Origin of the sequence: uncultured Croceicoccus sp., from assembly GCF_947496385.1 — a bacterium.
Taxonomy (GTDB): Bacteria; Pseudomonadota; Alphaproteobacteria; order Sphingomonadales; family Sphingomonadaceae; genus Croceicoccus.
Window position 1 is genome coordinate 523,299 of sequence record NZ_CANMCP010000001.1, and the last position, 13,633, is coordinate 536,931.

Genomic DNA, 13,633 nt, shown 5'->3' on the forward strand with positions numbered 1-13,633 from the left:
GATGGCGGGTGGCGGCATGGTCCTCGCCCTCGCCGGAACGCCGGTTCTGGCTCAGCCGGTTTCCGCCACGCCCTTGCCGGCGCCGGCCCCATGCCTTTCGGATGACAACCTGCTCTGGCTCGAAGTGCGGGTCGGGACCGAACTGCTGGCCGATACGATGGACGCCTATCGCGCAGGCGACGAAATCTTCATCCCGCTCGGCCAGCTGGCGCGTCTGCTCGATCTTTCGGTCCGGGTTTCGCCGGACGGGCTTTCGGCCGCGGGTGATCTGAAACCGCCCGCGGCGCCCTTTGCCATCGATCTTGCCGCGATGACGGCGACCATCGGCACAAATCGGCATCAGCTCGATAGCGGGAGCGTGTGCGCCTTTTCCGGCGATCTGTATCTTGCGACCGAGCTCATCGAACGCGTGTTGCCCGTGCGTCTCCGTCTGCGCCCCGATGCGCAGCTGATGGAGATCGACCCGACCGCCCCGCTTCCTGTCATGTTGCGCCGCGCGGTCGAGGATCGCCGCCGCCATCTCGATCAGAACGAGGCAAAGGGCGTCTATCGCCGGATCGAGGATCCCTATCGCGCGATCACCGCGCCCACGCTCGCCTTTGCCGCCGGCATGCAAACCGCGCGCGGCTTTGCCGATGCGATGCAATGGGTCAATGTGCAGGCGGCGAGCGACCTTGCCTTTGCCGGGTTTCGCGGGGCTTTTGCGGCGAACTCGCGGGGTATGCGGACCGCTCGCCTGTTCCTCGAACGGGTGGATGCCGACAATCGCGCACTCGGCCCGCTCGGGGGGCGGCGCGTCGCGGTGGGCGATGTGAACACGCCCGATGCCCGGCTCGGCGCGCGGAGCGTTCAGGGGCGCGGGCTGTTCTACTCCACCAGCCCCTTGTCGCGCTTCGATTTTTCCGCGCCTGTCGTGCTGGAGGGGGATCTGCCCGCTGGTGAGGATGTCGAACTTTACGTCAATGGCGTCCTCCGGGCGAGTCTGGCCGATGAGGGGATCGGACGCTATCGCTTCGATGGGCTGACGCTGCCGATGGGCGACAATCTGGTGCGCCTCGTATTCTACGGTCCGCAGGGACAGATGCGCGAGGAAGTCCGCCACGTACCCCTCGGCGCAGGGCAGTTGCAACCGGGCGAGAGCGTGTTCCAGCTCGGCATCGCGGAGGCGTTCAAGCCGGTCTATGGCTTCGCGCTCGCCAATTTCATGCAGGCCGAGCAAGGACCGCGCGTCACGCTCGGCCTCGATTACGGGTTGACGTCGGGTTTGACGGTCCATGCCGATGTGATGCGGTATGACCCGTGGGGTGCGGGCGCGCGGATCGCCGCCGCGGCCGGGGTCAAGACCATCGTCGCAAGGACCGGCCTGGATGCGATTGTCGCCTATGATACGCGCGGCGGCCGGGCGGCGAGCCTGCTTGCCGCGACACGCCGGGGCAGCTTCGACCTGCGCGCGAGCCATTCGGAATATGCCGGCGGTTTCATCGACGAAACGCGCGGGCCCATCGGCCTTGGCCTTGGTGCGCTGCGGCGGTCCAGCGAATTACGGATGGGCGTGGCCGCGCCATTGCCGGGCGGGATGCTGCTGCCGCTGTCGTTCGATCTTCGCTATGCCGATTACGACACCGACGGTGCGCGTCTCGACGCCAATATACGCGCGGGCGTGACGCTGGGCCGGGCCTATGTCAATCTCCTGCTCAGCCGGCAACGCCGTGGCGGGCCGATCGCGCTCGACCGGAACGTCGCCGCGGCGGAGGCGATCGTTCCGCTGGCCGGGGCGGTCACGCTGCGGACGGGGCTCACCTATCGCATGACCGACGAGGCAGGCGTTGAGCGCGCATTCATCGCCTCGCAATTCCGGAACCGGTTTGGCGAGTTCCAGATCGGCGCATCGCGCTACGACCGCGGGGTGGCCAGCACGCTTGTGGATATGTCCCATCGTTACCGGATCGCGGGGTGGATATCACGAGCTCTGGCGGGATGGAGCTTGGGAGTGGCGACTGGCGCGCGTCGCTGCAACTGTCCTTCGTTCTCGCGCCCGGCGGAGCGCGGGGCGGCTATCGCCTTTCGTCGGCGAATGGCGCGATCGGGGGGCGGGGGGCGATCGACGCGTTCATCGACGCGAATGGCGACGGACGGCGACAGGATGACGAGGTCGGCGTCAGCGCGCTTCGCGTTCATACTCCCGGGGGGATCGTCACCACCGATGCGGCCGGTTACGCCATCGCGGAGGCGCTCGGCGATTCGTCGCCCGCCCGGCTGCGCATCGACGCATCGCAGACCGGCCAGCTTTATCTCGGCGGTGTGCCCGATGCGTTGATGCTGACCCCGCGGCAGGGGCGAACCGTCCCGATACGCATCGCGATGAGCTTCGCCTCCGAGATCGAGATCCCGGTGTTCTTCGCAACCTCGGATGGCTTTCGCCCGATCGCCGCGATCCTGCTTGGACTTGTGCCGATGGGGGCTGCGGAGGGTGCAGACGGTGCGGGTCCGGTCATCGCGGCGCGCACGGGGCATGACGGCATTGCCATTTTCGGGGCCGTGCCGCCGGGGCGATACACATTGCAAATCGACCCCGATCAGGCCGCCCGGTTCGGCCTCCGCATGGATGAGGTGCCGGTGGTCGAGGTGCCTGCGTCGGGCGGCTACATGCTGCTCGACCGTGCCATTCTCCATGTTCAGGAAGGAACGGTCTGATGTCCCGGTTTGTGATGTGGCTTCTGCTGCCTGCGGCGCTGGCGCTCGGCTGCGTGTCGTCTGCAAAGGCGCAGATCTCGGTGGTGTTTCAGACCGGCGTCGCGCCGCAGCTCGGCGAGATCATCGCCGGTACCGTGCCCACGACGTTCCGGATCGCGCCATCGGGGCAGGTCACGCGCGTGTCGGGCGACGCCATCCGGCTCAGCACGGCGCCGGTGGCCGCGCCCCGCATGATGATATCGTGCCGCGCGCTCAACCTCTCGAACCTGTGTCTTATCCGCTATGTCCGCATTACCATCGTGCCGCAGACGCAGCATGCCGCATCGCGCATCACCATGTTTTATCCGGGGCAACTTTCAGGGGCGAGTTTTCGCAACGGTCCGCCGCCGGGCGGAAGCTCGCTCGATTTTCAGCTCAATCCGATGGGCGTGGGCGACACGACGCTGAGCCTCGCGATGGATGTGGTGGTGGAGCCGGGCTATACCGGCCCCACGACCTTCGCATACAACGTGAGCGTCGCCTTCGATTAAGACAGGATCAGACGGAGAGCCGGGTGCCGGGCGTATCGCCGGATGCGCGAATGTCGCCGGTATCGCCGGAAAGCCGCCGCCGGAACAACGACTTTACCAGCCAGCTTTCCAATATGCGGCCCACGACATAGAGCGCCGCGAAGATACCGGCAAAGATATAGGCGGCCGTCGGCTTGGGACCCTTGTCCTCTTCCGCGTCGTCGGCGCTCGGCTTTTCGGGCACCGGGGCACCGAGTGCGGCGTCGATGAAATGCTGCGGCAGATCCTCGTCCTCGGCCTTTTCCTTTTTATCGCTCTCTTCGGCCTTTGCGGCGTTCGCCTCGTACTGCCCGATGAGCACGGTCACCTGTGCGATGGCGAGGAAGAGCAGCGGCGCGAGGAAGCAATAGAGCAAAGCCCGGCTCTTCATGTTGTAGCGCAGCGCGCGTCCGCCCGGACCCGCCTCGACACGCAGGGTTCCGCCATCGAAGATCGACAGCTTGTCCTGCGCCTCCTGATCCTTTTTGTGAAAGGTCAGGGTGTCGCCGTCGCGCCGATGCGTGGTGCCCCGCGTCGCGAACAGAGGGTCGAGCCGCGCGAAGGCCTCATCGGCATCCTGACCGGGGCGGAGCGGCACCGCGCCCCGGATGTGCCAGATGCTGTCGATCATGGATTTCATGGGCGCTTATCCTTTTGCGCGGAAACGTCGGCGGGACGGGGCGGCGATCGCCCTCACTCGGCGGGAACGGCGGTTTCGCGCTGACCGGGGAAGCGCTCGCGAAACGCCTTCCACCCTTCGGTAAAGGGATAGACCATGGTTTCGCGGATCGACATCGGGCGCCCACCTTCCATGCCGAGCAGTTCCGCCTCGCCGTCGATGGCCGTGCCGAACATGCGGTCGATGATGATCCAGGTGGCCGAGTAATTGCTCCGGCTCGCTTCGTAATCCTGCGAGTGGTGGACGCTGTGGTGCTCCGTCGTGTTGAAGAGGAAGCGCCACCAGTTGGGCGTGTTGAAGCGCACGTTGACATGCTGATAGATCGAGACGGCGATGCCGAGCGACCCGGCCAGCAGCGCGGCGCGCGGCAGGAAGTTGAAGAACCCGCCAATGCCGAGACCGATCAGGAACAGTTCAATCGGGTTGCCGACCGCGCCCTTGTTGATGTTGAGCTGCGTGATGTAGTGATGCGGCGCATGGGTCAGCCACAGCGGGAACCAGTTGTGCATGCCGCGATGCATCCAGTACTGCCCGAAATCGAAGATGAACGAGATCAGGAACGCCTGAAGCAGGAGGGGCAGGCCCATGAACCACAGGAACTTGTCCCATTCGAACACGCCTTGCACAGCCTCGGTCATGAAGTCGGAGCCGAAATAGCTGCCCGCGAGGCTGACGACCGTATAGCCGATGCCGACATAGAACAGGTCGGTCGCCGCTTCCTTCCACGTCAGCCGCCAGCTGGTGAACCGCGGGCTCACCCATTCGAGCGCGAGCAGCAGCGCCTTGAACCCGATGCCGAGGTAGATCGCCGTTTCCGCCGTCGCGAGCGAATTGGGCGCGTAATACCAGAACGCGATGAGCGCGAACAGCATGACCGGCTGAAACCAGGTGAAGACGAATTGCTTGATCGGCCCGCCCTCGACCCGGGGGAGGTTTTCCCAGCCGATGGTAACCGGCGCCTCGGTGCCGATCATCCTGTTTCCTACGCGCGTTCCGTTCATGTCATCTACCTTGGTGACTGCATTCATGGTGCCGTTTTCGCGTCCGGGGACAGCGATGCGGCACTGCACAAATGGTAAAGGGAACAAGAGGGCGCGCGTAAGTGTTCAAATGACGTTTGCCACCGTTGCGCGCGCTATCCGGCGAGGATGCGCATGGCATGGGCCGTTGCCGCCGCGCGGGTTTCGACGCCTAGTTTCGTGAACACCTGCTGCAGATGCTTGTTCACCGTGCGCGGGCTGATTTCGAGGATTTCGCTGATGGTGCGGTTCGATTTTCCGCGCGTCACCCAGAGCAATACCTCCGCCTCGCGCGGGGTGAGGGCGGCCTGTTTCTGCAGGAGGGCAGCCTCCGCGCCCTCGCGAATCTCGGTCAGGCGGACGAGGATTTCGCCGTTCTCTCCGCGTTCGCCGTCACGTGCGCCTTCCATCGTGGCAAGCTCGATCTCGAACGTGTCGAAGGGCGCGCGGATCGAACGGCCCGGCCCCGCAGGGTCGTGGAGCAAACGTGCGGCGGCGGCCCGCAATCCGTCGGGGAGGCGCGATTGCGCGCTGCTCCAGGCCGGATCGACGAGGAGAAGCAGGCTCTCGGCCTGCGGCGTGCACCACAGCAATGTGGCCTCGCTGTCGAGCGCGAGCACATGGCGCCCCGCTACGTCGAGCGCGCGCTGCGAACGATGCGACATGCGCGCATTGGCGAGATGGACGCGGATGCGCGCCATCAATTCGTCCAGCACGACGGGCTTGCGCACGTAATCGACGCCGCCACTTCCCAGCGCCATGATCGCATGTTGCGGTTCGCTCAACCCGGTCATGAAGATGACGGGCAGGTGGGCGAGCGCGGGATCGCGCTTGATCCGGGCCGTCGTCTCGAATCCGTCGAGCCCCGGCATCACCGCGTCCATCAACACGAGATCGGGCACCGTATGGTCCAGCAGGTCGAGCGCGGCCTCCCCGCTTGTCGCGACGAGCGGCGTCATCCCCTCCTGATCCAGCATGTCGACCAGAAAGCGCAGCGAGTCCGGCGTATCGTCCACGACCAGGATCCGGTCGCGCCGGGAAAGCTCTTCCGTCATCGCGATGCCTCTTCGGCAGCGATGCGGGCCAGCGCGGCAAGATCGAACGCATCGAGCGCATCGCGCATCCGGTCGGCCCGCATCGCGGCATCGGGGGCCAGTGCGGCGAAATCGGCGATCCGCTGTTCGAGCGCACGGACATCGCCGCTCCGTGCAAGACGCGCGATCCGGGACAGGCAGGCCGCGACATCGCCGACCGCCGGCGCCCCCTCCGCTTCCGGTATCGGGGCGGGCGCTGGCGGCGTCCCGTCCGCATCGGTCCATTCGATGCCAAGCTGCTGCGCCACGAGATCGAGCAGGCTGGTAAAGTCGAAGGGTTTTAAAAGGAAACCGTCATTCGCGGCCCGGCCATCGCCGCCGCCGTCCCGTTCGTGCGCATTGGCCGACACCATCACGATGCGCATCGCGTCCCCGTGCTGCGCGCGCAAGATTTCCGCCGTTTCCCACCCGGTGCGGCCCGGCATCGATATGTCGAGCAGGACGAACGCCGGCGGGCGGCGTCCGGCCATCGCGATCGCGTCCTCGCCATTGGCCGCAACGGCAATTTCGAAGCCCAGCGGTTCGAGCAGCCCCTCGACCATTTCTGCCTGCTCCGCGTCGTCGTCGACGATGAGAATGCGGCGGCGGCCTTCGTTCTGTCCCGCATCGTTATAGCCGGCGATGCGGGCGGTCGGCGCCGGGCCCGCCGGCGGGGAGGGCGGCTGCGACAGCATTATGCGCACCGTGAACCGGCTTCCCGCGCCGGGCGTGCTTTCCACCGCGATGTCGCCACCCATCATGTGCACCAGCGCGCGGGTGATCGACAGACCGAGCCCCGCCCCCGGCGCGAGGGCGGCGCGCGTTTCGTCGCCACGCTCGAACGGATCGAAAATGCGGGCGCAATCCGCGGGCGCAATGCCGATGCCGGTATCGCGCACTTCAAAGGTTGCGACATCGCTGCGGTAATGCACCGCCAGCGTCACGGAGCCATCTTTCGTGAATTTGATCGCGTTGGACAACAGGTTGATGAGCACCTGGCGCAGCCTCTTCGCATCGCCGCGCACGAATTCGGGCAGCGTGCCCGGCCGTTCGAGGGTGAGCGACAGCCCCCGTGCGCGGGCCTGCGGCTCGAACATGGCGATCATCTGGTCGAGCAGGGCGGGAAAGCGGATCGCCTCGCGCTGAAGCCGCAGGACGCCGTTCTCCACCTGCGAAAGGTCGAGCAGACCCTCGACCAGATTGGTCAGATGCTCGCATGATCGCCGGATGATCTGTGCCGCGCGCATCGCATCGCGCCCCTCCTTGCGCTCCAGCAATTGCGCATGGCCATATATTGCATTGAGGGGCGAGCGGATTTCATGGCTGAGGCTGGCGAGGAAGCGGCTCTTCGCCTCGTTCGCGGACTGCGCGCGGCGGGCCTCCTGCGACAGCCGGGCGTTTTCCGCCTCGAGCGCGGCCATGCGGCGCGATGGAGCATCATCGCCCGCGCCCCCCGCCGGGTCCGTCTCCCTGGAATGGCCTGTCACCGTCATCCCGCCAGCCTTAGCGCCCGCCGGGCAGGAGGCAATCGCGGCTTATGACGCAATGCCGGGGCCGCTTGCACGGCGCCGGTGCGGCCCGCGTGGCTGGATGACGCCGGCGCCATTCAACCTTGCGCGATAAAGGCGCGCCACCCGTCCAGATGCGTGATATCCTCCGCCCCGTCGAGCGCGCGCGGTTCCGCGACAAAGCCCTTGACGCTGCTGCCGTCGGAAAGCGTGACCGTACCGATGGCGAGCGGGGCGGGCACCTCGGCGGTGAAGCTGCCGAAATGGGCGACGTCCAGCTCGTAGATCTCGACCGGGATTTCGGCGCCGTCCGCGCTATACGCAAGGGCGGGCTTGGGGGGCGTGCTGTCGGCCATGGCATAGAGGCGATAGCTCGGCGCGGTGGTCGTCTCCGCGATGAATTCGGCATCGCGCGAAGTCAGTTGCCAGTGCAGCGGCATGTCCTTCAGATGGGCGCCGACGACGGCCAGTTTCACACGTTCCACGATAGTCTCCTCGGCAAGGGGCGGGGGCGGCGGCAATTCGGCCGCATCGAGATAGTTCTGCGCCGCGTCGATCAACGCGGCATCCGTATCCGCCGGCCCGATCAGCGTGATGCCGAAGCCGGTGCGATTGGTGCGCGCACCCGCCGGCACGGCGATCGCCGCCATGTCGAGCAGGTTCACGAAATTGGTATAGAAACCCAGATTGCTGTTGAGCGCGACCGGCGCCGCCTCCAGCTCGCGGACCCGGTAAGTGGTGCCCGTGGTCGGAAAGGCGAGCATGTCGACATCGTCCCAAAGCTCATCGGCATGGCGTTTCAGCTCGGCCAGACGATAGATGCCGTTCCACAATTCGACCGCGCTCATGCCGGTGCCCGCACTCACCACCTCGCGCACGGTGGGATCGATGGCGTCGGGATCGTCGCGCAGCAATTCGGCGATGGCGGCGGTGCGCTCCGCCACCCACGGCCCGCCGTAAAGCAGGCGCGCCGCCTCCAGCAATGGCGCAATGTTCAGCTCGACAATCTCGGCATCCCGGCCCAGCGTTGCGAGCGCCCGGTCATAAAGCGTCTCGGACTGTGTATCGCCGAAAAAGGCGCGCTGGTCCTTGCGCGGGACGCCGATGCGCGACGCCGCGATGCCGCGATGCGCCAGAGGTTTCGACCAGGGATCGCGCGGATCGAAGCCTGCGACCACCGCATCGGCGAGTCGGGCATCGGCGGAATCATTGGCAAATACGGTGATGCAATCGATGCTGCGGCACGCGGGCACAAGCCCGTCGGTGCTCCACCGCCCCTTCGTCGGCTTGAACCCGATCAGGTGATTGAATGCGGCCGGCACACGCCCCGATCCCGCCGTATCCGTGCCGAGCGCGATCGGGACCAGCCCCGCCGCCACGCAGATGGAGGAGCCGGAACTCGATCCGCCGCTGACATAGTCGGGATTATAGGCATTGCGCGGAATGCCATACGGGCTGCGCACGCCGACGAGGCCGGTCGCGAACTGATCGAGATTGGTCTTGCCCACGCAGATCGCACCGGCCTGTTCGAGCCGGGCCACGACCGTCGCGGACCGTTCGGGACGATAGGCGAAGGCGGGACATGCCGCGGTCGTCTCCAAGCCGGCGACGTCGATATTGTCCTTTACCGCAAAGGGCACGCCGGCAAGTGGCAGGCTCTCCCCATCCGCGATGCGGGCGTCGATCCGCCGGGCCGCCTCGCGCAGGGTGTCGGGCGACGCGCGCGAAATCCAGATGGCCGGCTGCACAGCATCGTAGCGTTCGATGCGGGCGATCGCCTCCTCCATGATCGCGGCGGCGCTGCTCCTGCCGGTGGCGACGGCGTCGGCGATTTCGGTGGCGCTGCGCAGATTTGTCATGCTCATGCCTCCCGCCGCAGGGCGACCATCGGCGCGCCGGGGGTGAGCGCCTGGCGCTCCTCGGCATAGATGGCCGCGATCGTGCCGCTCGCCGGGCTTTCGAACGGGCATTCCATCTTCATGGATTCGATGATGGCGATGATCTGCCCCTCGGTCACGCTGTCTCCCGGCGCCACATTCATCTTCCACACGCTCCCGCCAAAGGGCGCCTCGATCAGCTCGGCCCCGTCGGGAACCTCGATGGCCGGGGCCGCAGCGCCGAGCCCGACCTCATCCTCGATGAGATCGCTCACCCGGTCGAATTCGCCGGAGCGTTCCCATTCGGCGCGCTCTGTATCGAAGGCGGCCTGTCGGGTTTTCTCGAACGCGGCGATGGATTCGGCATGTTCGGCAAGGAAAGCGCGATAATCGGCGAGGCGGAACTCCGAATGCTCGACCTCGATCGCGCGGCGTCCGTTGGGAAAATCGCGGCGCCATTCGGCAAGCTCGTGGGCATCCACCTTGAAGAAGCGGATCTGATCGAAAAAGCGCAGCAGCCACGGCTTTCCATCGACGAAGGCGCCGGTCTGCCTGTGGGTGTTCCACACCTGGATCGTGCGGCCGAAAAGCTGGTATCCGCCCGGTCCTTCCATGCCGTAGATGCACATGTAGGCCCCGCCGATTCCCACCACATTGGGCGGGGTCCACGTGCGCGCCGGATTATACTTCGTCGTGACCAGCCTTTGCCGCGGGTCGACGGGCGTCGCGACCGGCGCGCCGAGGTACACATCGCCCAGCCCCATGACGAGATAGCTCGCATCGAAGATCAGCTTCTCCACCGCGTCGGCATCGGGTAGGCCGTTGATGCGGCGGATGAACTCGATATTGTCCGGGCACCACGGTGCATCGTCGCGGACCGCGCCCATGTATTTCTCGATCGTTTCCTCGATCGCCGGGTCGCGCCAGCTCAGCGGGAGATGCACGATGCGCGAGGGCACGGTGAAATCCTCAAGATCGCCCAATGCTTCTTCCGCCGCGATGAGCGCGTCGAGCGCGCCCTTCTGATCCAGAGAATGCCCGTCGAAATGCAGTTGCAGCGAGCGGATGCCGGGCACGATGTCGATCACGCCAGGCAGGGCGCGCCGTTCGAGTTCCTCCATCAGGGCGTGCACGCGAATGCGCAATTCGATGTCGAGCACGATGTCCCCGTATTCGACGAGGATATTGCGGTCGCCCTGCTGTCGATAGACGGTGCGCGGGCGGTGCCCCTGCGCCTCGATCATGCCGAGAACGGGGGAGAGCGCGGCAAGGTCGGAGCCCGCATCGGGCGTATCGTCGTGCGACAGGGGCAGGCGGTCGGCCTGTGCCGCATCCTCCACTGTGACGGGGACGAAGCGGACGGTATCGTCGGGCGAAAGCTGTCCGATCTTCCATCTGTCCGCTGCGATCACCGTGAACGGACAGACGAACCCGCCGAGCGAAGGGCCGTCCGGTCCCAGGATGATCGGCATGTCGCCGGTGAAATCGACCGCGCCGATGGCATAGGGATTGTCGTGAATGTTCGACGGGTGCAGCCCGGCCTCGCCGCCGTCCTTGCGCGCCCATTCAGGTTTCGGCCCGACGAGCCGCACCCCGGTCCGGTTGCTGTTGTAATGCACCTGCCAGCGGGCATCGGCGATCTGCGCGATGTCGGCCTCGGTAAAGAAATCCGGCGCGCCGTGCGGCCCGTAAAGCACGCGCAGCGCCCATTGCGTGCCGAACGCGGGTTCGCCCGTCAGCGGACAGGGCGCGGCGGTTTCGCCACGTTCGAGATGCAGCGTATCGCCCGCAAGCAATTGCCGCGCGGCATGCCCGCCGAACTGTCCCAGCGCAAAGGTGCTGCGGCTGCCGAGATAGGACGCAATGTCGAGCCCGCCGGCGAACAGGACATAGCCGCGCACGCCGCCGCCACTCACCCGGCCAAGCGCGAGCGTCTGCCCGGCCGCGATGTCGAGCACGGTGCCCCTCGGCGCCGGTTCGCCATCCAGCGTGGCGCCGAAATCCGCGCCCATGAGACAGATTCGCGCATCCGCATTGAAGAGCAGCGTCGGCCCGCTCGCCGTCATTTCGAGGCCCGCCGTACCCTCCGCATTGCCGAGCATCAGATTGCCGAGCCGGAACGAACGGTCGTCCATCGGGCCGGAGGGCGGCACGCCGACGGACCAGTATCCCTCGCGGCCGGGCCAGTCCTGTACCGTCGTCGCGGTGCCGCCGCTGATCACGCGGATGCTCGCCGGGCGGTAGTCGATGGTTTCAAGCAGCTTGGTCGAGACCGTCCCTCGGCCAAAATCCCCGTCGCGCAATACGTCGCGCAACCATCGCAGATTCGTCTCGATCCCGTCGATGCGCGTGTCGTCGAGCGCGTCCTGCATCGCGCCGATCGCGGCCTCGCGCGTGTCGGCGTGGACGATCATCTTGGCCAGCATGGGATCGTACCATGCGCTGATCTCGCTCCCCGCCATGCACCAGCGTTCGACGCGCACGTCGTCCGGAAACTCCACGGCGGTCAGCGTGCCGACCGTGGGCCGGTAATCCATCGCGGGATCCTCGGCATAGAGGCGCACCTGTATCGCGTGGCCCTTCGCCACCGGGGCGTCGGCGTCCATGAACGCGAAATCGCCCTGTGCGCCCCGGATCATCCATTCGACGATGTCGATGCCCATGACCTCTTCGGTGACGCCGTGCTCCACCTGAAGCCGGGTGTTCATTTCGAGGAAGAAGAACTCCTCCCGCTCCGCATCGAACAGGAATTCCACCGTGCCGGCCGAAAGATAATGCGCCGCCTCACCCAGCCGGACCGCCGCACCGATCAGCTCCGCACGCTTGGCATCCGACAGGCACGGGGCGGGCGCTTCCTCCACCACTTTCTGATTGCGACGCTGGAGCGAGCAGTCCCGTTCGCCCAATGGCGTAATGCGACCGGCGCCATCGCCGAAGATCTGCACCTCGATATGGCGCGCACGCCCGATATACCGTTCGAGGAACACGCCCGCGTCGCCGAAATTGCCCTGGCCGAGCCGCGCCACCGCGTCGAACCCGTCGCGCACCGCGGCCTCGTCCTCGCAAATGCGCATGCCGATGCCGCCGCCGCCCGCGGTCGCCTTCACGATCACGGGAAAGCCGATGTCGCGCGCGGCCCCGGCCGCTTCCTCGCGGTCGGTGAGCAGGCCGGTGCCGGGGGCAAGCGGGACGCCGTGGCGCGCGGCAAGATCGCGGGCGCTATGCTTCAGGCCGAAAGTGCGGATGTCGTCCGCCGTCGGCCCGATAAACACGATCCCCGCCTCCTTGCACGCCTCGGCGAATTCGGTGCTTTCGGCGAGAAAGCCATAGCCGGGGTGGATCGCCCCCGCGCCGCTCTCGCGCGCGGCATCGAGGATCGAAGGGATGGAAAGATAGCTTTGCGATGCCGTCGCCGGACCGATGCAGATGGCATGGTCGGCCTGCGAGACATGGAGCGAACCTGCATCCGCCTCGGAATAGACCGCGACGGAGCGCAGCCCCATGCGGCGGAGCGTGCGAATGATCCGCGTTGCGATAGCGCCCCGGTTGGCGACGAGGACCGTATCGAAGCTCATGCCGAAACGATCATGCGGACGGGGGTGGGGTTGAACGCGTTGCACGGATTGTTGATCTGCGGACAATTGGACACGACCACGATCACGTCCATTTCGGCATGGAGATCGACGGTGAGGCCCGGTGCGGAGATGCCGTCCACGATGCCGAGCGAGCCGTCATCCTCCACCGGCACGTTCATGAAGAAATTGATGTTGGACACCATGTCGCGCTTCCCCCGCCGTTCGGTGAGGTTCGCCTCCAGGAAATTTTCGACGCAGGCGTGTTGCGACTTCGTATGATGACCGTATCGCAAGGTATTGGATTCGCACGAACATGCGCCGCCGATGGTGTCGTGATATTCGACCGAGGTATCGGTGATCGTCATCATCGGGCGCCCTTCGTTCGAGCGCAGCACGGTGCCCTTGCGCAGGAACAGATTGCCCTGCGCGGCGACGGTGTCCTGCGCGCTGTAACGTTCGGCATCGTCCGCTTCGCTATAGAGCAGGAAATCGACGGCCTGGTTGCCCTCCACATCGACGATGCGCAGCGTCTGCCCGGCCTTCACATGGTGGAGCCAGGGTGCGCGGGCGGCGACGATTTCGTCATGCACGATCGGGCCGGGGAGGCCGGCAACATTCGGGTCGTTGCTCATGTCGGCAAGTCCTTCTATCAGCAGCGCC

At 66.2% G+C, this 13,633-nt stretch carries 10 protein-coding genes; 3 read left to right on the forward strand and 7 right to left on the reverse strand.

The features are described 5' to 3' along the window. Positions 1 to 16: 16 nt before the first annotated feature. The 3 genes from Q0897_RS02515 to Q0897_RS02525 are packed head-to-tail and all read left to right on the forward strand — an operon-like array spanning position 17 to position 3,224. A complete protein-coding gene (locus Q0897_RS02515) occupies positions 17 to 2,317 on the forward strand; it encodes a hypothetical protein (RefSeq protein ID WP_299307327.1) in 2,301 nt (766 codons plus the stop codon). Then, positions 2,302 to 2,694 (forward strand): hypothetical protein, encoded by a 393-nt coding sequence (locus Q0897_RS02520; protein ID WP_299307328.1) that lies wholly within the window; start codon positions 2,302 to 2,304, stop codon positions 2,692 to 2,694. Before Q0897_RS02515 ends, Q0897_RS02520 begins: the two co-directional genes overlap by 16 nt. Next, positions 2,694 to 3,224: a hypothetical protein gene (locus Q0897_RS02525; protein ID WP_299307329.1), complete on the forward strand. Its 531-nt coding sequence runs from the start codon at positions 2,694 to 2,696 to the stop codon at positions 3,222 to 3,224. The genes Q0897_RS02520 and Q0897_RS02525 overlap by 1 nt, the downstream gene beginning before the upstream one ends. A gap of 7 nt (positions 3,225 to 3,231) precedes the next feature. Here the strand turns inward: Q0897_RS02525 and Q0897_RS02530 are convergent, their stop codons facing one another. The 7 genes from Q0897_RS02530 to Q0897_RS02560 form a co-directional block, all read right to left on the reverse strand. Beyond that, positions 3,232 to 3,882, reverse strand: coding sequence for a hypothetical protein (locus Q0897_RS02530; RefSeq protein ID WP_299307330.1), 651 nt, complete (start codon positions 3,880 to 3,882; stop codon positions 3,232 to 3,234). A gap of 53 nt (positions 3,883 to 3,935) precedes the next feature. After that, the gene (locus Q0897_RS02535) at positions 3,936 to 4,922 is read right to left on the reverse strand and encodes a sterol desaturase family protein (protein WP_299307331.1); all 987 of its coding nucleotides are present in this window, start codon (positions 4,920 to 4,922) and stop codon (positions 3,936 to 3,938) included. A 134-nt stretch (positions 4,923 to 5,056) separates the two neighbouring features. Continuing rightward, entirely contained in the window at positions 5,057 to 5,995 is a 939-nt protein-coding gene (locus Q0897_RS02540) for a response regulator (protein WP_299307332.1), read from the reverse strand. Further along, positions 5,992 to 7,506, reverse strand: a complete 1,515-nt coding sequence (locus tag Q0897_RS02545) for a hybrid sensor histidine kinase/response regulator (RefSeq protein ID WP_299307333.1) — start codon at positions 7,504 to 7,506, stop codon at positions 5,992 to 5,994. The genes Q0897_RS02540 and Q0897_RS02545 overlap by 4 nt, the downstream gene beginning before the upstream one ends. Positions 7,507 to 7,619: 113 nt before the next feature. Continuing rightward, positions 7,620 to 9,386, reverse strand: coding sequence for an allophanate hydrolase (gene atzF / locus Q0897_RS02550; protein WP_299307334.1), 1,767 nt, complete (start codon positions 9,384 to 9,386; stop codon positions 7,620 to 7,622). Beyond that, a complete protein-coding gene (gene uca, locus Q0897_RS02555; RefSeq protein WP_299307335.1) occupies positions 9,383 to 12,973 on the reverse strand; it encodes an urea carboxylase in 3,591 nt (1,196 codons plus the stop codon). Before uca ends, atzF begins: the two co-directional genes overlap by 4 nt. Beyond that, positions 12,970 to 13,605, reverse strand: a complete 636-nt coding sequence (locus Q0897_RS02560; protein WP_299307336.1) for an urea amidolyase associated protein UAAP2 — start codon at positions 13,603 to 13,605, stop codon at positions 12,970 to 12,972. Before Q0897_RS02560 ends, uca begins: the two co-directional genes overlap by 4 nt. Positions 13,606 to 13,633 lie beyond the last annotated feature (28 nt).

What these genes read in the sequence shown, in the direction of transcription:
- Q0897_RS02540 (WP_299307332.1), bottom strand. Translation starts at nt 5,995, where the DNA reads ATGACGGAAGAGCTTTCCCGGCGCGACCGGATCCTGGTCGTGGACGAT.
- Q0897_RS02525 (WP_299307329.1), top strand. Translation starts at nt 2,694, where the DNA reads ATGTCCCGGTTTGTGATGTGGCTTCTGCTGCCTGCGGCGCTGGCGCTC.
- Q0897_RS02560 (WP_299307336.1), bottom strand. Translation starts at nt 13,605, where the DNA reads ATGAGCAACGACCCGAATGTTGCCGGCCTCCCCGGCCCGATCGTGCAT.
- atzF (WP_299307334.1), bottom strand. Translation starts at nt 9,386, where the DNA reads ATGAGCATGACAAATCTGCGCAGCGCCACCGAAATCGCCGACGCCGTC.
- Q0897_RS02535 (WP_299307331.1), bottom strand. Translation starts at nt 4,922, where the DNA reads ATGAACGGAACGCGCGTAGGAAACAGGATGATCGGCACCGAGGCGCCG.
- Q0897_RS02545 (WP_299307333.1), bottom strand. Translation starts at nt 7,506, where the DNA reads ATGACGGTGACAGGCCATTCCAGGGAGACGGACCCGGCGGGGGGCGCG.
- Q0897_RS02515 (WP_299307327.1), top strand. Translation starts at nt 17, where the DNA reads ATGGTCCTCGCCCTCGCCGGAACGCCGGTTCTGGCTCAGCCGGTTTCC.
- Q0897_RS02530 (WP_299307330.1), bottom strand. Translation starts at nt 3,882, where the DNA reads ATGAAATCCATGATCGACAGCATCTGGCACATCCGGGGCGCGGTGCCG.
- uca (WP_299307335.1), bottom strand. Translation starts at nt 12,973, where the DNA reads ATGAGCTTCGATACGGTCCTCGTCGCCAACCGGGGCGCTATCGCAACG.